We start from the raw sequence: 18,768 nt of genomic DNA, 5'->3' as shown, positions 1-18,768 counted from the left end.
TATTGTGAAACCTCCGTCAGGATTTTTTATTAATATCAAGCTTTTCAGCATAGTTTTCTTTATTTACTTGTTTCGCACGAGCAATTGATAATGCTTTTCCTGGCACATCATCCGTTACGGTTGAACCAGCTGCAACATAGGCGCCTTCACCAATTGTTACAGGTGCAATTAAGTTTGAGTTACATCCTACGAATGCCCCATCTTCAATCTTTGTTAAAAATTTATTTTTCCCATCGTAGTTAACTGTAATAGATCCGCACCCTAAGTTTACACCTTTTCCGACCTCTGCGTCTCCAATATAACTTAAATGAGAAGCTTTGCTACCTTTGCCAAAAGATGCTTTTTTAATTTCTACAAAGTTTCCTACGCGCACTTCATCTCCAATTAATGATTGAGGACGAATATGTGCAAATGGGCCAATTGTGACTTCGTGACCAATTTCACTATCGTGAGCAACAGAATGGCGAATAGAAGTATTATTACCTATTTTGCAGTCTTTAATTTCACTGTTAGGTCCTACTTCACAGTTCTCTCCAATTACAACTGTTCCTTGAATAACCGTACCAGGATAAATAACCGTATCTCTGCCAATGACAGCATCTGCTGAAATGTACGTGTTAGAAGGATCCACAATCGTCACTCCATTTAACATATGCTGCTTGTTGATACGCTTTTTCATTGTTTCTTCTGCTTGAGACAGAGCAAATCGATCATTAACGCCCAATGTTTCAGCAAAATCGGATGTTTGATATGCAGAAATAATTTGACCTTCATTTTTTAGAATTTCGATAACATCAGGTAAATAGTACTCTCCCTGTACATTATCATTTGAAACTTTTGAAAGTGTCTCAAATAATTTCTCATTATCAAAACAGTACGTACCAGTATTAATTTCCTGTACAAGACGCTCTTGTTCTGTGGCATCTTTATGCTCAACAATCTTTTCAACAGAGCCTTGTTCATTTCGAATGATGCGTCCATATCCTGTTGGATCTTCTGCATGAGCCGTTAAAATAGTTGCCATTGCATTTGTTGCTTCATGATGCTTTAATAAAGATTCAATTGTTTCAGCTGTAATAAGCGGAGTATCTCCACATACAACAATTGTCGTACCTTTTTCATGTGCAAGTAAAGATTCTGCTTGCATTACTGCATGAGCTGTTCCTAACTGCTCTTCTTGTAAAGCAAATAAGCTTTTATCTCCAACATGTGATTTCACTTTTTCGGCACCGTGACCTACAACTGTAATTAAATTTGTTAAATCTAAGCGTGATAACTGATCAATTACGTGTTGCACCATCGGTTTGCCACACACAGGGTGTAACACTTTATATAAAGATGACTTCATACGTGTACCCTGACCAGCTGCCAATATGACTGCATATCTTTTTGACATAACAGGCCTCCAATTTTACCTTTTTATCCATTAAGAATATTATATCAAAAATGACAGCATTTCAAGGAATCATTTATAAGTCATGAATTTTATTTTTTGGTAATGCTAAAGTTTTACAAAGGTGTGAAATTATATAAGCGGTAATCAAAAAGAAAAGAGCCTACTTTTCAGTAGACTCTTAATGTATCATATGTTTACGAAGCACCCGCTTCTTCGAATTCAACTTCTACCTCACCTAAACGATGATATTCTGCTAAAACAGCATCTTGAATCTTTCCGCGAGTATTTGAATTGATTGGATGTGCAATATCACGGAACTCACCATCCGGTGTACGTTTACTTGGCATGGCTACAAATAAGCCATTATTACCATCAATCACACGAATATCATGAACAACAAATTCACCATCTAATGTGATTGAAGCAATCGCTCTCATACGTCCTTCAGTGTTCACGCGGCGTAATCTTACGTCAGTTACTTCCATCTTGTTCACCACCTTTTTCTATGCGAAGCTTTACATACTTAATTCCACAGAATTTTGTGTTTTCCTGCTATTCAGAAAAAATTTTTAGAAAATTTTCGCAAAAAAAGTGAACAATTGGAAGTTACTTGCTTTTTGTTAGAAATTTGTTAATTTAATTACCCTTTAACAAGCGCAATAACTTCAATTTCAACAAGTACATCTTTAGGTAGTCTCGCTACTTCTACACATGAACGTGCCGGCTTATGGTCGCCGAAGTAGTCACCATAGACTTCATTTAATGCTGCGAAGTCGTTCATATCTTTAATGAACACGGTTGCCTTTACAACTGTATTTAGAGAAGCTCCTGCTTCTTCAAGAACTGCTTTTAGATTTTCAAATACTTGAGTAGCTTGTACTTGAACATCGCCTTCGACCAACGTACCATCTGGACGAAGTGGAATTTGACCTGAACTGTAAAACAAGTTATTCACAACAATTCCCTGTGAATATGGACCAATAGCTTGCGGTGCATTTTTTGTTTGAACCTGTAACATATGTTCCTCTCCCTTACTTGATCAAATATATTTTAAGTAATTGCCTTCCTGTACACGAATTTGTTTATCTTTAATATTTACATCTGTTAATTGTACAAGAGACACATACTCATCCACTAAACGTTCTTCAATATCTTCTGATTCTACTAAAACTCCAATACCAGCAACAGTTGCATCAAACTCTTCAAGCAAACTAACCATTCCATTTACCGTACCGCCGGCTTTCATGAAGTCATCAATGATGAGTACATTTGACCCCACCGCTAAACTTCTCTTAGCTAACAGCATCGTTTGAATGCGCTTAGATGAACCTGACACGTAGTTAATACTAACGGTCGATCCTTCAGTTACTTTACTGTCTCTGCGCACAATAACAACGGGCACGTCTAAATACTGAGCAACCGCATACGCAATAGGAATACCTTTTGTTGCTACAGTCATCACCACATCGATTTTGCGGTTAGCAAAAAGCGATGCATACAAGCGACCGATTTTATTCACAACGCGGGGGTTCCCTAAAATATCAGTTAAATATAAATATCCACCTGGCAATAAACGCTCAGGTTTTTCAATCAACCCACATAATTCTTGAACAAGCTGACCGGCTTCTTCATTCGTCATCTTTGGAATGAATTTAACTCCGCCGGCAGCCCCTGGTAGCGTAACCAAAGTTCCGATACCCTGCTGTTCAAAAGTTTGTTTAATAATCGCCATATCTTCGCTAATAGATGATTTTGCGGAATCATATTTATCTGCAAAATACGTAAGAGGGATAAGGCGCTGAGGGTTTTGAATGAAATAGTTGGTCATATCAATTAATCGTCCACTACGTCGAAACTTCATAACATCCTCCTGAAAATCCGAATATTGTAATGTAAATATAACATTAACATACGGATTTATTCAAGCGTTATTCGTTCACCTAGTAACCTAACTGCATAAACTTTATCACAAAAGCCACGTAATCCATTATAAATGCGATGCATACGTGAATCATGCTGTACAAGTCCAAATACAGTTGGCCCACTGCCACTCATGAGTACAGCATCGGCGCCAAAACGCTTTATTTGTTCTTTAATGAGAGCTACTTCCGGATGCATTTTCAGCGTTACTGCTTCCAATACATTTCCGACAAGGCTACACATTTGATCATAATTTCCTGATTGTATGGCGTGAACCATCTCATCTACTTTAGGATGATCCATTTCCTCAATTTTTAAGTTTCGATATACATCTGCTGTAGAAACACCTATTTCAGGCTTAGCCAAAATCACCCAGCAGCTTGGAGGTGCCTCAATATGCTCTACAATCTCTCCGCGCCCTGTAGCAAGAGCTGTCCCTCCGTACACGCAAAAAGATACGTCAGAGCCAATCTCAGCCCCTATTTCTGCAAGTGTGTCTAATGATAACCCTAATTCCCATAACGTATTTAAACCGCGTAATGTAGCAGCCGCGTCACTGCTGCCTCCAGCTAATCCAGCAGCTACTGGAATATGTTTATCAATTAATATATTTACACCTTTTGAAATGTTATAACGTCGCTTCAAAATCTGCGCTGCCTGATAAGCGAGATTTCGCTGGTCATCTGGAACAAAGCGATTATGAGAATAAATAACAATTCGTCCATCTTCACGATCAGAAAGTTCAATTCTGTCCGCTAAATCAATTGTTGTCATAATCATCTTAACTTCATGGTAACCATCTGGGCGTTTATGTAACACATCAAGTGACAAATTTATTTTAGCCGGTGCTTTCACCATTAATTTCAACTTACTTCACCTACTTCATCTTATCGAGTTTAACGCTATTTTATCATAAAATGAACAAGATATAGCTGTTCATTTAAACATCTTTGTTTAATCCTCTGTTTTATCTTTCATTTTGGGACAAAAAAACCGAAGCGGTTATACACTTCGGTTTTCCTCATTTCACTTTAAATAATCGCATAAGCATTGATTTTCACTATTGCCTTAGCTGCTGCTGTGCAAGCTCCACTGCTCGCTTCACCATATTGCCTGCGTCTTTTGCCCGAATAGCGCCCCAACCTTCTGCTTGTACAGTATCGTAAAAACCAAGTTCTTTAGCCAGTTCTTCTTTCAGCTTCGATGACATAATCCCTCTACGCCTTGACATTGCACATGGCTCCTTTACGTATAAAATGAAATTTCAACCTGAATCTCCTCGCTCTTTATACATGAAAATGCGAGGACGATATGTATAGTATGTATAAAAAATAATTTATATATAATTTGAAAAAAAGACCAATAAAAAAGCAGTAAACCAATGTCCACTGCTCATCACCACTTGCTATATTGCCTATGTCATTCTTAGAAAAATTTTAGTTGCACTGTTTCCGTTAACACATCTGCGTAACTATACGAAACGCGCTCCAAAGAGTTTTCCTCTTGATCTAATTCAACGATAAAAACAGATGGGTACGTTTCTGTTAATACACCTGAACGTTCTACTGTTTTTCTACGACCACCGTTTGCTTTTAAAGTTAATCGTTGGCCTAGGTGCAAATCCAGCGCTTGCTTAATATCAGACAAAGTTTTCGCCATATTGGTCCACCTCACTATGTATAGTGTAACACATGTTAGAAAAATAGTCAAAAACATAAAATTATAACAATCTATCTCTAATTGTGTCAATAAATAATTTTCAACATGAATCTACATTTCGCTGTTAGTATGCTCGTTTTTTAACGAAATATGTATATCTTTAGCAAATATTGAAAATGATTTTGTGAAATTCAGCGTATACTTTGGCTTCATACGAAAAAACAACTGGTTGCACATCATGCGTGTACATGCTGTAACCAGTTGTTTTTATTTCTACTCATCGCTTTCATAAGGCATGCCCGTGCGAAGCAGCCCTTTTGTTTCTACTCCTCCTAAACCTTTAGCACCCGTTAATGTATTACGTAAGACGTCCCATACATTAATACGATCCGTGAAAGGAGTAAAACTTAGTTTTGCTACTACATACACGGGGTCAAGCGCATGAATATTTACACGCGAAGGTGAACTAGCAAAGTTTGCTCCAGCTTGAATCAATAATTCAAAATGCGATTGACAGGCACCTGCAAAAATCACCAGCTGATCTAAATTACCAACTCTTTTTCTTGCTTCTTGGACTGTTCGAATATAGTGCTTGGAATGTCTATAAGCAAGAAGATCATCCTTATTTCCTTTTCCTTTGGAATAAGCATCATGCCCTGTCAGCACCAGAATATCAGGCCTTACATCCTCAATTAACTTTCCAACTTTCTCCGGCATCTCTGACTCTACGCAATGAACACCATAAACAGGAACACCAATTTTTTCATAAACCAACAAACATTTACGTAAATAATTAGGGTCTCCGTCTACGTGCAGGACCTTTCCAGGAATTTGAAACAAGCGATGTGAATGGCTGTATCCATTAGTCATACTATATTCAGTTTTCTCTCGAACGAGCCGATAATCCTGTTGAATAAGCTCCAAGGATCTTTCTAAAAGTTCTTCTTCTTGTTTTTTTCTTTGATCCTGTTCTTTAGCATCCACAACCTCTAAATCTGTACAAGGAGCGTCGGCAATCAACCGAACGTCTTCTCCTATTAAAGTCGCATATTTCCCCGCTTCGCTGTCATTAATAGCTATAACACGAAAAAGCAAATCTCTTTGATAAGAAGGTCGTGTAACTATATCACCAATTTTGATGTTCATATGCTTCACTCCGTCTTTGCTACTTCAAAAATAAATTCTCTTCATAGCCTATGACTTCATGATAAAAATGTGATGATTTAGCGAAATGATTTTAAAAGTTGGTCACTTAACGCTCCGAATTCTTGAATAGACAGCGTTTCGCCTCTTCTTTTCGGATCAATTTCAGCAGTTGCAAGTGCTTGCTCAATGTCCGCTTTTTTCTGTTTCCCATTTGGCAAGTTGTTCACTAGATTGTTTAAAATGGTTTTTCGGCGCTGTCCAAAACTTGCTCGTACAACTTGGAAGAAGAATGCTTCATCTTGTACTTCTACCGCTGGCTTCGGTCTTCTCAGCAGCCGAATAACAGCTGAATCTACATTAGGCTGCGGATTAAATACTGTTTTAGGCACAATCATAACCGTCTCAGCCTCTGTATAGTATTGAATCGCAATAGAAAGTGAACCGTACTCCTTTGTTCCCGGTTTAGCTGCTATACGGTCGGCAACTTCTTTTTGAAGCATAACAACGATTCCCCGTACCGGAATTTGCTCTTCTAATAATTTCATCAAAATGGGTGTCGTCACGTAATACGGTAAATTCGCAACGACCATTAAATCTTCTATGTTTTCGAATTCTTGTTCGAGCGTCTCTTTTAAATCCGCTTTTAACACATCTTGATGAATAACTTTTGCATTTGGGTAAGGAGAAAGAGTGTCGGCTAAAATCGGAAGCAGACGCTGGTCGATTTCAAATGCCAGTACTTTTTTTGCGCGCTTTGCTAGCTGTTCAGTTAACGCTCCGATACCGGGTCCAATTTCAATTGCTCCCGTTTCTTCTGTTATTTCTGCATGATCAACAATGCGATGTAAAATGTTCGTATCAATTAAAAAATTTTGTCCCAAACTCTTTTTAAATGTAAAACCGTATTTCTTTAAAATTTCCTTGGTTCGATTAGGCGTTGCAATATCTTTTAACACGATTCCTTTTCCTCCTTATTTATCTGCTCAACAGCTTTGATAAACTCCTCTTTTGAAATTTGGAACATCTGTAATCGTTTATGAAGCTGCTTTCCATTGGCATAGCCTATTTTTAATAACTTTCCTATTCTTTCACGTCGAGACTTGGCTTTACTATCTCCTACCAAACGAGCTACGATTAAATCCTCTTGAGAAATCTCCATATCTGCTTCTACCCACTCTTGCTTTACATCTTTTAGTGCTTTTTGAATAGACGCAATAGAAGCATGTTCAACTCCAATACCTTTGCCGTTTTTAGGGCGAGCCTCTTCTTTATCTAAAAATGCATGTTTACATCCTGGAACACGTTCTGAAACAATATTTCGAATTCGCTGTCCTGGATAATCTGGATCTGTAAAAATAATTACGCCTCTTGTTTTTTGAGCTAATTTTACTTTTTCAATGGTTTCTTCATTTACAGCTGATCCATTTGTCTCGATAGTATCCGCATCCACTGCACGTTTAATCGCTACGGTATCGTCCCGACCTTCTACTACAATAATTTCTTTAATCTTCATTTCTTCCTCCAAAACATTCAGTTTTGTTCATTTGCTTTTCAGTAAAAATGAAATGCTCGTTACTCACATCATTTTTCTTCTATGAAATCAACGTTTTATCTTATTATCAACTAAATTAAAAAGCATCTATCTGTTATTTTAACTGAAAAAGGCAGAGGATAACATTCTCCTCTGCGCCTATCTTTACTTTAACACGAAAATGATTGTTATATGGGAAAAAGTTTTAATCATTAATGCCAAATAGTTTTTTAGCGTTAGCTGTTGTAATATCAGCCAACTCTTCATACGTTATGCCTTTTAACTCTGCAATTTGCTCCGCTACGTATGACACATAACCAGGTTCATTGCGCTTGCCGCGGAATGGATGAGGAGTTAGATAAGGACAGTCTGTTTCAATTAATAGTTTATCTAAAGGAAGTTCTGCAGCAACTTCTTTTGGTTTTTTTGCATTTTTAAATGTAACAGGTCCACCAAAAGAAATATACATATTCATATCCATACACTGCTTCGCTACTTCAATACTACCCGTGAAGCAATGCATAATACCTCCTACTTCCTCTACGTGCTCTTCTTTTAAAATGGTTACCACGTCTTCGGTGGCATCACGATTATGAATAATGATAGGTAAATTCACTTTGCGCGCTAAGCGAATTTGACGGCGAAATACGTCCTTTTGAACCTCTTTAGGTGATTTATCCCAATGATAGTCTAATCCCATCTCTCCTAAAGCCACAACTTTCGGATGCTGAGCTAACTCTTCAATCCAAGCTAAATGCTCATCCGTCATATCAATTGCATCTACTGGATGCCAGCCTACACTAGCATAGATAAAGTCGTACGTTTCAGCTATTTGAATAGCTTTTTTAATGGTAGGTTCATCAAATCCAACAACCACCATGTTTTGAACACCTTTTTCTAACGCGCGATTAATTACTTCTTGCAAATCGTCTTCATACTGTTCTGCGTTTAAATGAACATGTGTATCAAATAACATCTAATCGATCCTTTCCATGAATAAAAGGGGGTCCTCGCATGTTACACGTGAAACACCCCTTTTAACTATACTTATTTTATCTTCGTGCCGTTTGCTAAGTTTTGATCTACGCTTGCTAGTGAAAGACCATTCTCATCTTCACCGGCTAAAATCATTCCTTGTGATAGTTCGCCGCGCAATTTTACAGGTTTTAAGTTGGTTACACAAATTACTTTGCGACCTACTAATTCTTCAGGCTTATAAAACTTGGCAATACCTGATACAACTTGGCGTTTTTCATAGCCAAGATCAAGCTGCAGCTTTAATAGTTTATCTGCCTTCTTAACTGGTTCTACTTGCGTAACTTGCGCTACACGAAGCTCTACTTTCATGAAATCATCAATCGTAATCTCTTCAGAAGGCTCTTCCTTCACAACAGGTTTTTCTTCCTTCGGAGCACTTCCTTGCATCTGCTCTTTAATAAACGCTACCTCTTCTTCTCGATCTAGACGAGGGAACATTGGCTCACCTTTTTCTACTTTTGTGCCTTCTTTAAGCATATTAAAGCGCGTCGTGCTTTCCCACGTTTTTAACACATCTTCTTTTACACCGATCTGAGCAAAAATTTTCTCAGGTGTACGTGTTAAGAATGGCTGTAGTAATACCGCAATGTGACGAATTGATTCAGCTAGATGTGTCATAACGGAAGCAAGTTCTGCACGCTTATTCTCATCTTTTGCTAACGCCCAAGGCTGCGTTTCATCAATGTATTTATTCGTGCGGCTTACATATTGCCAGATAGAAGCAAGAGCCACTGAAAACTCCATATCCTCCATCGCTTCTTCATATTTATTCACTGTATCTTTTTGAGCTTGTACGATAAGTGCATCAAACTCTGTTACATTTCCTTCATAAGTCGGAATAACACCATCAAAATACTTATTAATCATCGCCACTGTACGGTTAACTAGGTTGCCAAGGTCATTTGCTAAGTCAAAGTTAATACGTTCAACAAACGCTTCTGGTGTGAATACACCGTCTGAACCGAATGGAACTTCACGAAGCAAGTAGTAACGAAGGGCATCTAACCCATAGCGGTCAATCAATGTCACTGGGTCTACTACATTCCCTTTTGACTTCGACATCTTTCCATCTTTCATTAATAACCAGCCGTGAGCAAATACTTTCTTAGGAAGTGGCAAATCAAGTGCCATCAACATGATTGGCCAATAAATGGTATGGAAACGTACGATTTCTTTTCCTACTAAATGTACGTTAGCCGGCCAGTATTTTCGATAGTTTTCATCATTCTCAGTATCATACCCAAGAGAGGTGATATAGTTAGAAAGCGCATCAATCCATACGTAAATAACGTGTTTTGGGTTACCTGGAACTTTTACCCCCCAATCAAACGTCGTACGAGAAACAGCTAAGTCTTCAAGACCCGGCTTAATAAAATTATTGATCATTTCGTTTTTACGAGACTCCGGTTGAATAAATGAAGGGTTCTCTTCATAAAAAGCTAGTAAACGATCTACGTATTTCCCCATTTTAAAGAAATAGGACTCTTCTCGAACGAGCTCTACAGGGTGTCCGCTATCCGGGCTTTTCCCACCTACAACTTTTCCATTTTCAACGATTGGATCTACTAGTTGATGCTCTGTATAGTACGTCTCATCGGGAACTGAATACCAACCTTCATACTCATCAAGATAAATATCACCTTGTTCTAAAAGGCGCGCGAAAATCTTTTCCACGATTTCTTTATGTCTTGGTTCTGTTGTACGGATAAAATCGTCATACGAAATATCCATCTTATCCCACAGCTCTTTGATTCCAGAGACAATATCATCTACGTATTGCTGAGGTGTCACGTTTTTCTCTTCTGCTTTTCGCTGAATTTTTTGACCATGTTCATCCGTACCTGTTAAATAACGTACGTCAAACCCTCTCAAACGTTTATAACGAGCCATTGCATCTCCCGCTACCGTCGTGTATGCGTGCCCTATATGTAATTTACCACTCGGATAATAAATCGGCGTAGTAATGTAAAATGTATTATTTCCATCTGCCATGTTCATAACCTCCAACATTCCATTTCAACATTTTGATTTATATGGATGTAATCATATAAACCCTGTCTTCTTATTCTACTATCTATCATACTATTTTACATGATAATTTCAAAACATTCTCTTCCTATATACACGGGAATATGACGGATTCACTTCATTTTTAAATAATCGTTATTTTCCCAAAAAATAATCCTGTTAATTGTATCAGCTTCGCCCTATTTTTATATAAAATATACCCCCATTCAAAAAGTCACTTTGATAAAAACGACAAATAGGTCTAATTTTGTCGTTTTATGTCGAATTATATTTACCCTATCTTCAAAATAGTTAATATCAAGCTATTTAGGCGATTAATCTTTTTTCCAATGAAACCCCTTGTCATTCCTTGACTGACGGTCACAATTAGCTTCTAAACGAGTCGGGGAAAAAATTTTTTCCCAGCTACATTTTTTTACATATAAAATGATTGACTAGTTTTGGAAACGCTGGTATTATGAAAGTACGTTGAAATTGTCGAATAATGACGAAAGTAATAACATAGAAAAATGATCATTGAGAGGAGAACGATTAACATGAAATCTACAGGTATTGTTCGTAAAGTTGATGAATTAGGACGCGTAGTAATTCCAATTGAATTACGTCGTACATTAGGAATTGCAGAGAAAGATGCTCTAGAAATCTATGTAGATGAAGAGCGCATCATCTTAAAAAAATATAAACCAAACATGACTTGCCAAGTAACAGGTGAAGTATCTGATGATAACATTCAACTTGCTAGCGGCAAATTAATTCTAAGCCGTGAAGGTGCAGAACAAATCATGAAAGAACTTCAAGATTCTTTACAAGCTTCTAAATAAAACGAAAAGCTGTCTATGATAGACAGCTTTTTTTAATGTACGTGATATTCACTATAAATGTCTCGTTTTGATACATCTCGGTCTTTTGCCACTTGCTTAATCGCTTCTTTGTTTGAAAGTCCTTCTTCTACATAGTGATCAACGTGCTCGATAATGGTGAGCTGTTCCCACCATAGATTACTTTCATCTGGCGCTTCTTCATTTGTCCCTTCAAGAATTAAGCAGAATTCCCCTCTAATATCTGTGGCATTTGTCCATTCAATTGCTTCTAATACGCTTCCTCTTAAAAATTCTTCATAGCGTTTGGTTAACTCTCTACATAACACAATAGATCGGTTCCCTAAAATTTCTTCTATACTCTTTAGCGTTTCTTTTAACCGATGAGGGGCTTCATAAAATATCATGCTTTCTTTAATATACTGAAGCTCTTGAAGCTGTTCTTTACGCTGTTTTTTATTTCTGTTTAAAAATCCATAGAAATAAAACTGCCCTGTAGGTAGACCAGAAGCAATTAAAGCTGTTAATGCTGCGTTAGGCCCCGGCAGCGGAACAACCGTATATCCTTCTTTAACGGCAGCTACCACTAACTCATAACCAGGATCTGAAATACAGGGCATACCCGCGTCGCTTACTAAAGCAATATTTTTTTCACTGTCCAAGTCGCTTAACAGCTGTTCACTTTTTGTATGTTTATTATGTTCATGATAACTTGTAATAGGCGTATCGATTTCAAAGTGGTTACATAGTTTTTTCGTTTGTCTCGTATCTTCTGCGGCAATATAATCAACTTCTTTTAAAATTCGAATCGCACGAAATGTCATATCCTCTAAGTTTCCAATAGGAGTGGGAACTAAATATAAAACGCCTCGTTCATTCGATACATCATAACTTTTTTGTGATTTCATTCTGCTTTTCTTGCTCCCTTCGAATGTAAGCCTGTTTTTGCACTCTGCTTAACTGTTTGAACCAATACTCTTTTTGCATAGCTTCTGTTTTAGAAGTAAACACCTCATGCCAAATTAATGAAACAGGCCTTCTTGCTCTCGTATATTTTGCCCCTTTCCCTTCATTATGGACAGAAATACGTTTTTGCAAATTATTCGTGTAACCAGCGTAATACGTACAGTCCTTGCATTCAACTACATAAAAATAATGATTATTCTGTTCCATATAAAATCCTTTTTAATTCGTCCGTGTATTCATCATTATCTTGGTAGACCACCAGCGGAGGAAGAATCTTTAAATCTGGACTTCCATCCTTCGTACCTTCAATTAAAAGTGTATTTGCTTCTTTCCCATCTTTAGGATAGACAAACTGAAGTCTCTTTGGCTCTAAACGGTATTGCCTCATTAACGTAACGATATCTAATAGTCTCCCTGGACGGTGAACCAATGCTACTTTTCCGCCTTGCTTAACTAGTTGACTACTGGCTCTAATCACATCTTCCAACGAACAATGAATTTCGTGGCGAGCGATTGCAAAGTGTTCGTTTTCATTTATTTCTTCTTTATTGGATGTGGTGAAATAAGGAGGATTACATGTTACAACATCATATTTTCCATAACCCAGTTCTTGAGGTGCATTTTTTAAATCACCATGTATCATTTTAATCTGCCCATCCAGCTGATTATACGCAATACTTCTTTGTGCCATACTATGTAGCCGCTCTTGAATTTCTACACCAATGATTTTTCCCTTTGTTCGTTTAGATAAAAACAGTGGGATTACACCGTTTCCTGAACATAAATCAACCAAGTTGCCTTTACGAATTGGGACATAAGCAAAGTGAGATAAAAGCACAGCATCCAATGAAAAGGAAAAGACAGATGGACTTTGAATAATGCGCATTTCCTCATCGGCTAATAGATAATCTAAACGTTCATCTCCATATAACTCAACCATAATCGTTCTTCTCCTTGTACATCTATTATTTACATCTTTTACTCATAAAAAGAACCTCTCCAAAAGGGAGAGGTGTTGTTACTTTTTATTTAAAAATGACAAGCAAAACAAACAGTCTCCATCTTTACGCACACTTCCATAATGAATGTTACAAATATGAAAACCCTCTTGGTAAAGGCGAGCCAAATTGTCATATCCTTCTCCGATATCAATTTGTTTTTGCTCTTTTGTTTGAGCGCTTGCTTTTGAATGTCTATTTTTCAGCTTCGTTTCGAAGTTTGTCTGGTCAAGGCGACGGCGCAAATGATCATTTTCTATTTGCAGATGATGATTTTCTTCAATTAGCTCAGCAAGATGCTCTTTCAACTCACCTAACTGCTTATATAAATGACCAATTTGTTCCTCCATGTTTGTCACCGAATCAAAAATCTCTTTTTTATCCACCTTTGCCCACCTCGTTAATCTGTGGCTTGAAACGAAACAGCACCTTCATTATTGATCTCATCCAGAGTATACTCTAAAATTTGTTCGTGATCTGACAGTTCCACTTGAATAATTCTTTCCAAAATATTCAAACCTACTACACGTCCTGAACCATCTGAAGTTTTAATTGTTGAGCCTATATCAGGAAGCTGTTCTTTTGCCGTTTCATACTCATCATTTTCATATTTTAAACAACACATCAAACGTCCGCATAAACCAGAAATTTTCGTTGGATTAAGCGATAGGTTTTGGTCTTTGGCCATCTTAATAGAAACCGGCTCAAAATCACCTAAAAACGTTGAGCAACATAGCATACGTCCACAAGGACCTATCCCACCCAACAGTTTTGCCTCGTCTCGTACACCAATTTGACGAAGCTCAATTCGCGTACGGAAAATAGCAGCTAAATCTTTAACTAGCTCTCTAAAATCAATACGGCCGTCTGCTGTAAAATAAAAAATGACTTTATTACGATCAAACGTATATTCTACATCTACTAACTTCATATCTAAATCGTGTGATTGAATTTTTTGCACGCATACGTCATACGCTTCTCTAGCAGCTTGTTTATTTTCATCCACAATCAGCCTGTCTTTTTGTTCAGCAATGCGGATTACTTTTTTCAAAGGAAGCACGACATCATGTTCACTTACTTGTTTTTTGTTAATAACCACTCTGCCAAATTCAACACCACGAACTGTTTCTACAATAACAAACTCACCATCTGGAATTGTAAGTTCTCCAGGGTCAAAATAATATATTTTTCCCGCTTTTTTAAAGCGAACGCCTACTACATCATACAAGCTTTTATCCCTCCTGCAAATCCAACACCAGCTGTTCCATTAATAACTGTAGATTCATATTTGAATTTAATTTATTTTTGGCCTTCAAGATAACCTCTAAGCGATAAATCGCTTTTTCCTGCGTTGTCTGAAGAGCTTGCTGTTTTAATTCTTCTATTTTATGACGATAGACGATTTTAGACTCTTGTCCAACTTGCAGCGTCAACAAATCACGGTAAAGAAGCATCAATAAAGTTAAACCAATATGAGCTTGTTCTTTTTCTTTAAAATGTGTTACCCACTTTTCATGAATAAAAAGAAGAGCTTGTTGAGGTCTCGTTGTTAACACTTCATATAATTGTATCACTAACTTTATTGCAAGTCCAAACCATTCATCTTTACTTAATTCAATTGCTTCATCAATGCTGTTTGTTAAATTAGACAAGATGGACGCATCTACTGCGGAAAGGCCATTTTCTACTAGTTTTTCAGCTAACTGTTCTGGTGTAAGAGATCGAAATGATATTACTTGGCAACGTGAGATAATCGTATCTAATAAGCGCTGTATATTTTCTGTTAATAAAATTGCATAAGTTCCGTTGCCAGGCTCTTCTAAAAATTTCAGTAAACTATTTGCTGCGCTTACTGTCATTTTATCAACATGATTCACAATATATAACTTTTTATTAGATTCAACACCGGTTTTTGTGAATTCTGATTGCAAGAATTGAATTTGCTCTTTTTTAATCGATAAACCAGCTGGCTCAATCAAGTGAATATCTGGATGATTACCTGAATCAATTCGCCGGCAGTTACTGCACTCATGGCATGGCCTATGATTAACTGGATTTTGGCAAAACAGTGCTTTAGCAAACAAAAAACTAATTTGTTTTTTACCTGTTCCTTTGCTTCCTTCAAATAAATAAGCATGAGCAACTCGCTCTTTAAGTAAGCTGTTTTGCAAAATCTTTAATACGTTCGGCTGAAGAGCTTCAAGCTGTTCCCATGTATTTCCCATTCAATCATCACTTTCTATTTAAAATCTTCTCTCTTAAAATTGATGAAATTGATCTACTGGTAGTACGAATACTGTAGCTCCGCCCACTTCAACTTCAACAGGATACGGAATGTATGAATCTGCATTACCACCCATCGGTGCCACAGGAGAAATCATCTGTCTGCGGTTTTCACATTGGCCCTTAATAATATCAAGTACTTCATCTACTTTATGATCATCTGTACCAATCATAATTGTTGTATTCCCTGATTTTAAAAATCCGCCCGTACTTGATAATTTGGTTGAACGAAATCCTCTTTCTACAAGTGCATTTAAAAGCTTTGAGCTATCTGAATCTTGAATAACGGCCATTACTAATTTCATGAATAACACCTCATTTTACTTTATTGTTAAGAATAGTATAGCAAGAATAACAATCATCTGTATTTATTTTAAAATCAATTGTATCTGTTTATAAGCTTCTTCACAGACCTTTTCAATGGATTGATTTGCATCAATTCGGCGAATACGCTCTGGAAATTGACTCAAAAGAGATAGATATCCATCTCGTACTTTGTAATGAAAGTCTAAGGATTCTAAATCTAATCGATTAATCTCATCTTTTCGACCTTTATTAATTCTTTCTAATCCTACCTCAGGCTCAATATCAAAATATAAAGTGGCCTGTGGCATCGTTTGCTCAATAGCAAATTGATTGATAGCAAAAATATCTTCTACACCTATCCCCCGCGCATTTCCTTGATAAGCAAGTGAGCTATCAATAAAACGGTCACATAATACTATATTCCCTTTATTTAGCTCAGGAATCACTTTTTCTACAAGATGTTGTCTCCTAGCCGCAGCGTAAAGAAGTGCTTCTGTTCTGGCATCCATTTCCGTGTTAGATGGATTTAAGATGATTTCACGAATTTGTTCAGCAATTCGTATGCCTCCAGGCTCTCTTGTTAATACAATGTTATAGCCATCTTGTATTAATTTTTGTTGAACCATATGGATGATGGTCGTCTTACCAGCACCCTCTGGCCCTTCGAATGTAATAAACGTTCCTGACATGTATAAATTCCTTTCTCTATTTAAATACTTCTATCTTTCCTTCTTCCATACAAGAGCCGCCTTGAATATGACCATTTAACCTTTGAATATGCAAAATATAGTCAATATGATTGCTCGTAATCGTTTCTCCCTCCATTAAAATAGGAATTCCAGGAGGATATGGAATAATAGATTGTGCGCTTACACACCCAATCGCTTCTTCAAACGAACACATATGCTTTGTCCTTAATTTTCTTTCTTCCATAGACAGGAGAACCGTTGCCCTTGAAAAACGAAATGGTTTGATTAGTGGTTTTTCATACGACTTACGCTTTATATTTGCTACTGCTTGTCTAACCCGCTTAATTGTATCATTAAAGTCCCAACTGCTGCTTAACGGTAGAACAAACAATACATAGTTAACGTCAGCTAGTTCTGTATAAATATCTTGTTTTTCCAGTTCCTTTTGCAAATCATATCCTGTTGCCGCGGAACAAGTCAATGTCATTTTCAAAAGGTCGGTAGTAGTTTGATCTGTTTCCACATTAATAGTTGAAAGTGTATCAATCTTATTAATCTTTTCAACAAACGAATGAATATTGTCAGTCATTCTATCGATATCATGCTGTGTAAACTGCTGCAGATAATACCGTGCCAAATCGAGAGAAGCCATAATAGGGTATGAAGGACTGCTTGACTGAAGTACTTGTAGGTAATGGCGCACCGCTTGCTTATTCACTAATGTTCCCTGCATATGTAAATAAGAACCCATTGTCATAGCTGGTAGCGTTTTATGTGCTGACTGAACGACAAGGTCAGCTCCATACGTAACAGCTGACGACGGAAAAGGATTGCCTAAAATAAAATGGGCTCCATGAGCTTCATCAATAACTATAGGAATATTGTAGCTATGAATAAAGTCAATGGTCTCCTTTAAATCTCGTGCCACCCCGTAGTAAGTAGGATTTGTTAATACAAATGCTTTTATATCCTCAGAACGCTCTAAAGCCGCTTTAATTGTTTTAATGGATACACCTGTACTAAGATGTGTTTTTGAATCTATTTCAGGAGCTAAAAAAATAGGTGATGCCTTTGATAAAGTAATAGCATTAAAAATAGATTTATGAGAATCTCTTTGAACAGCAATTTTATCTCCTTCTTGACAAAGAGATAAAATTGCTGAGAGGTTGCCTACAGTAGAACCATTAACTAAAAAAAAGCTTTCATCTACTCCATACAACTTTGCCGTTAACTCTTGTGCTTCTTTAATAACAGATTCTGCTTCATGTAAATCATCTAATCCGCTAATTTCCGTTAGATCGTATTGCAAAAAATCTGCGTAAGAAGACTGAATATGTGAAGGTAGAATTTGACCATTTTTATGGCCGGGCACGTGGTAAGAGAGTGACCTCTTTTCGCTATGCCTTACTAAACGGTTATATAAAGGTAAATATGTATCCATACATCCATTCCTTACTTTTTGTAAATATAACATTGTTAACTTGATAAAAGAATATGTAAGCATTTTTCCTATCAAAATTCATTTTTCTTTCATTATAACAAACTTAGATGATTTTTTTGAGCCATATAAAGAAGCCCTTATAAAAAAGGGCTTTTAGTAAGAAAACGCTCCTGATATTCTCTTTAATTGATTTACTAACAATTGATAACGAAAATGAGATGAATCCACCTCTACAATCTCTACCTCGCAGTGTTGGCATATAAAGCTGGAAAACACCTCAATACCCTTTGTATGCTGTTCATGACAAACGGAACATGTTTTAATTTGTTTTTCCATTACTCTCCACCTCCACTAAATAAGTATCGACAAGATGTAACTTCTTTATGCAGTTCATTTACCCCATTTTATGTAGATAGCTTATACTTTGTGAATAATAAAAAAAGACTAGCTAAAATAGCTAGTCTTTTTTCAAGTGCCTGGCAACGTCCTACTCTCACAGGGACAAAGTCCCAACTACCATTGGCGCTAAAGAGCTTAACTTCCGTGTTC

23 protein-coding genes are annotated in these 18,768 nt (G+C 37.0%); 1 reads left to right on the top strand and 22 read right to left on the bottom strand.

The window, feature by feature from the left end:
* Positions 1-16 precede the first annotated feature (16 nt).
* The 12 genes from glmU to metG all read right to left on the bottom strand — a co-directional run bounded on the left by glmU (position 17) and on the right by metG (position 10,682).
* Positions 17-1,396: a bifunctional UDP-N-acetylglucosamine diphosphorylase/glucosamine-1-phosphate N-acetyltransferase GlmU gene (glmU, locus tag ACRPLQ_RS25910; RefSeq protein ID WP_014462060.1), complete on the bottom strand. Its 1,380-nt coding sequence runs from the start codon at positions 1,394-1,396 to the stop codon at positions 17-19.
* 194 nt (positions 1,397-1,590) lie between these two features.
* Positions 1,591-1,881 carry a septation regulator SpoVG gene (gene spoVG, locus ACRPLQ_RS25905; RefSeq protein WP_013054864.1) on the bottom strand — a complete coding sequence of 97 codons (291 nt, stop codon included), beginning with the start codon at positions 1,879-1,881 and terminating at the stop codon, positions 1,591-1,593.
* A gap of 155 nt (positions 1,882-2,036) precedes the next feature.
* Positions 2,037-2,414 (bottom strand): RidA family protein, encoded by a 378-nt coding sequence (locus tag ACRPLQ_RS25900; RefSeq protein WP_013054863.1) that lies wholly within the window; start codon positions 2,412-2,414, stop codon positions 2,037-2,039.
* 21 nt (positions 2,415-2,435) lie between these two features.
* The gene (gene purR / locus ACRPLQ_RS25895) at positions 2,436-3,257 is read right to left on the bottom strand and encodes a pur operon repressor (RefSeq protein WP_013054862.1); all 822 of its coding nucleotides are present in this window, start codon (positions 3,255-3,257) and stop codon (positions 2,436-2,438) included.
* A gap of 56 nt (positions 3,258-3,313) precedes the next feature.
* On the bottom strand, positions 3,314-4,183 hold the full coding sequence (ispE, locus tag ACRPLQ_RS25890) for a 4-(cytidine 5'-diphospho)-2-C-methyl-D-erythritol kinase (protein ID WP_013054861.1): 870 nt from the start codon (positions 4,181-4,183) through the stop codon (positions 3,314-3,316).
* Between the two features lie 193 nt (positions 4,184-4,376).
* Positions 4,377-4,547: a small, acid-soluble spore protein, alpha/beta type gene (locus ACRPLQ_RS25885; protein ID WP_016762700.1), complete on the bottom strand. Its 171-nt coding sequence runs from the start codon at positions 4,545-4,547 to the stop codon at positions 4,377-4,379.
* A 194-nt stretch (positions 4,548-4,741) separates the two neighbouring features.
* On the bottom strand, positions 4,742-4,975 hold the full coding sequence (gene veg / locus ACRPLQ_RS25880) for a biofilm formation stimulator Veg (RefSeq protein WP_013054859.1): 234 nt from the start codon (positions 4,973-4,975) through the stop codon (positions 4,742-4,744).
* 273 nt (positions 4,976-5,248) lie between these two features.
* A complete protein-coding gene (yabG, locus tag ACRPLQ_RS25875) occupies positions 5,249-6,121 on the bottom strand; it encodes a sporulation peptidase YabG (RefSeq protein ID WP_028412638.1) in 873 nt (290 codons plus the stop codon).
* Positions 6,122-6,198: 77 nt separating this feature from the next.
* Complete coding sequence (gene rsmA, locus ACRPLQ_RS25870) at positions 6,199-7,077, bottom strand: 16S rRNA (adenine(1518)-N(6)/adenine(1519)-N(6))-dimethyltransferase RsmA (protein WP_028412637.1); 879 nt, start codon at positions 7,075-7,077, stop codon at positions 6,199-6,201.
* A complete protein-coding gene (gene rnmV / locus ACRPLQ_RS25865) occupies positions 7,071-7,634 on the bottom strand; it encodes a ribonuclease M5 (RefSeq protein WP_028412636.1) in 564 nt (187 codons plus the stop codon). The genes rsmA and rnmV overlap by 7 nt, the downstream gene beginning before the upstream one ends.
* A 223-nt stretch (positions 7,635-7,857) precedes the next feature.
* Positions 7,858-8,628, bottom strand: coding sequence for a TatD family hydrolase (locus ACRPLQ_RS25860; RefSeq protein ID WP_028412635.1), 771 nt, complete (start codon positions 8,626-8,628; stop codon positions 7,858-7,860).
* A gap of 71 nt (positions 8,629-8,699) precedes the next feature.
* Positions 8,700-10,682, bottom strand: a complete 1,983-nt coding sequence (gene metG, locus ACRPLQ_RS25855) for a methionine--tRNA ligase (RefSeq protein ID WP_028412634.1) — start codon at positions 10,680-10,682, stop codon at positions 8,700-8,702.
* Positions 10,683-11,248: 566 nt separating this feature from the next.
* Between metG and ACRPLQ_RS25850 the strand changes: the two genes are divergently transcribed.
* Complete coding sequence (locus ACRPLQ_RS25850; RefSeq protein WP_170836841.1) at positions 11,249-11,539, top strand: AbrB/MazE/SpoVT family DNA-binding domain-containing protein; 291 nt, start codon at positions 11,249-11,251, stop codon at positions 11,537-11,539.
* 32 nt (positions 11,540-11,571) lie between these two features.
* Here ACRPLQ_RS25850 and rsmI read toward each other — a convergent pair whose 3' ends face one another.
* From rsmI to ACRPLQ_RS25800, 10 genes are all read right to left on the bottom strand, one after another.
* Entirely contained in the window at positions 11,572-12,444 is an 873-nt protein-coding gene (gene rsmI / locus ACRPLQ_RS25845) for a 16S rRNA (cytidine(1402)-2'-O)-methyltransferase (RefSeq protein WP_016762698.1), read from the bottom strand.
* Positions 12,422-12,709, bottom strand: coding sequence for a GIY-YIG nuclease family protein (locus ACRPLQ_RS25840; protein WP_013054850.1), 288 nt, complete (start codon positions 12,707-12,709; stop codon positions 12,422-12,424). Before ACRPLQ_RS25840 ends, rsmI begins: the two co-directional genes overlap by 23 nt.
* Positions 12,696-13,442, bottom strand: coding sequence for a tRNA1(Val) (adenine(37)-N6)-methyltransferase (locus tag ACRPLQ_RS25835; RefSeq protein ID WP_028412633.1), 747 nt, complete (start codon positions 13,440-13,442; stop codon positions 12,696-12,698). Before ACRPLQ_RS25835 ends, ACRPLQ_RS25840 begins: the two co-directional genes overlap by 14 nt.
* A 78-nt stretch (positions 13,443-13,520) precedes the next feature.
* On the bottom strand, positions 13,521-13,886 hold the full coding sequence (gene yabA / locus ACRPLQ_RS25830) for a DNA replication initiation control protein YabA (RefSeq protein ID WP_013054848.1): 366 nt from the start codon (positions 13,884-13,886) through the stop codon (positions 13,521-13,523).
* 14 nt (positions 13,887-13,900) lie between these two features.
* Positions 13,901-14,728 carry a PSP1 domain-containing protein gene (locus ACRPLQ_RS25825; RefSeq protein WP_013054847.1) on the bottom strand — a complete coding sequence of 276 codons (828 nt, stop codon included), beginning with the start codon at positions 14,726-14,728 and terminating at the stop codon, positions 13,901-13,903.
* Positions 14,729-14,732: 4 nt separating this feature from the next.
* Complete coding sequence (gene holB, locus ACRPLQ_RS25820) at positions 14,733-15,725, bottom strand: DNA polymerase III subunit delta' (protein ID WP_013054846.1); 993 nt, start codon at positions 15,723-15,725, stop codon at positions 14,733-14,735.
* Positions 15,726-15,758: 33 nt separating this feature from the next.
* Positions 15,759-16,088, bottom strand: a complete 330-nt coding sequence (locus tag ACRPLQ_RS25815) for a cyclic-di-AMP receptor (protein WP_013054845.1) — start codon at positions 16,086-16,088, stop codon at positions 15,759-15,761.
* Positions 16,089-16,151: 63 nt separating this feature from the next.
* On the bottom strand, positions 16,152-16,778 hold the full coding sequence (gene tmk, locus ACRPLQ_RS25810) for a dTMP kinase (protein ID WP_028412632.1): 627 nt from the start codon (positions 16,776-16,778) through the stop codon (positions 16,152-16,154).
* Between the two features lie 16 nt (positions 16,779-16,794).
* On the bottom strand, positions 16,795-18,219 hold the full coding sequence (locus tag ACRPLQ_RS25805; protein ID WP_165635903.1) for an aminotransferase class I/II-fold pyridoxal phosphate-dependent enzyme: 1,425 nt from the start codon (positions 18,217-18,219) through the stop codon (positions 16,795-16,797).
* 153 nt (positions 18,220-18,372) lie between these two features.
* Positions 18,373-18,555, bottom strand: coding sequence for a sigma factor G inhibitor Gin (locus ACRPLQ_RS25800; RefSeq protein WP_013081329.1), 183 nt, complete (start codon positions 18,553-18,555; stop codon positions 18,373-18,375).
* Between the last annotated feature and the right edge of the window lie 213 nt (positions 18,556-18,768).

This window comes from Priestia sp. TRN 1309, assembly GCF_050846875.1.
In the GTDB taxonomy this organism is placed as follows: Bacteria; Bacillota; Bacilli; order Bacillales; family Bacillaceae_H; genus Priestia; species Priestia zanthoxyli.
This window is presented reverse-complemented; position numbering and strand designations above follow the sequence as displayed.

Excerpts from the sequence above, each read along its gene's own strand:
- glmU (WP_014462060.1), bottom strand. The coding sequence starts at position 1,396 with ATGTCAAAAAGATATGCAGTCATATTGGCAGCTGGTCAGGGTACACGT.
- spoVG (WP_013054864.1), bottom strand. The coding sequence starts at position 1,881 with ATGGAAGTAACTGACGTAAGATTACGCCGCGTGAACACTGAAGGACGT.
- ACRPLQ_RS25900 (WP_013054863.1), bottom strand. The coding sequence starts at position 2,414 with ATGTTACAGGTTCAAACAAAAAATGCACCGCAAGCTATTGGTCCATAT.
- purR (WP_013054862.1), bottom strand. The coding sequence starts at position 3,257 with ATGAAGTTTCGACGTAGTGGACGATTAATTGATATGACCAACTATTTC.
- ACRPLQ_RS25885 (WP_016762700.1), bottom strand. The coding sequence starts at position 4,547 with ATGTCAAGGCGTAGAGGGATTATGTCATCGAAGCTGAAAGAAGAACTG.
- veg (WP_013054859.1), bottom strand. The coding sequence starts at position 4,975 with ATGGCGAAAACTTTGTCTGATATTAAGCAAGCGCTGGATTTGCACCTA.
- yabG (WP_028412638.1), bottom strand. The coding sequence starts at position 6,121 with ATGAACATCAAAATTGGTGATATAGTTACACGACCTTCTTATCAAAGA.
- rnmV (WP_028412636.1), bottom strand. The coding sequence starts at position 7,634 with ATGAAGATTAAAGAAATTATTGTAGTAGAAGGTCGGGACGATACCGTA.
- ACRPLQ_RS25860 (WP_028412635.1), bottom strand. The coding sequence starts at position 8,628 with ATGTTATTTGATACACATGTTCATTTAAACGCAGAACAGTATGAAGAC.
- metG (WP_028412634.1), bottom strand. The coding sequence starts at position 10,682 with ATGGCAGATGGAAATAATACATTTTACATTACTACGCCGATTTATTAT.
- rsmI (WP_016762698.1), bottom strand. The coding sequence starts at position 12,444 with ATGAAATCACAAAAAAGTTATGATGTATCGAATGAACGAGGCGTTTTA.
- ACRPLQ_RS25840 (WP_013054850.1), bottom strand. The coding sequence starts at position 12,709 with ATGGAACAGAATAATCATTATTTTTATGTAGTTGAATGCAAGGACTGT.
- ACRPLQ_RS25835 (WP_028412633.1), bottom strand. The coding sequence starts at position 13,442 with ATGGTTGAGTTATATGGAGATGAACGTTTAGATTATCTATTAGCCGAT.
- holB (WP_013054846.1), bottom strand. The coding sequence starts at position 15,725 with ATGGGAAATACATGGGAACAGCTTGAAGCTCTTCAGCCGAACGTATTA.
- ACRPLQ_RS25815 (WP_013054845.1), bottom strand. The coding sequence starts at position 16,088 with ATGAAATTAGTAATGGCCGTTATTCAAGATTCAGATAGCTCAAAGCTT.
- tmk (WP_028412632.1), bottom strand. The coding sequence starts at position 16,778 with ATGTCAGGAACGTTTATTACATTCGAAGGGCCAGAGGGTGCTGGTAAG.
- ACRPLQ_RS25805 (WP_165635903.1), bottom strand. The coding sequence starts at position 18,219 with ATGGATACATATTTACCTTTATATAACCGTTTAGTAAGGCATAGCGAA.
- ACRPLQ_RS25800 (WP_013081329.1), bottom strand. The coding sequence starts at position 18,555 with ATGGAAAAACAAATTAAAACATGTTCCGTTTGTCATGAACAGCATACA.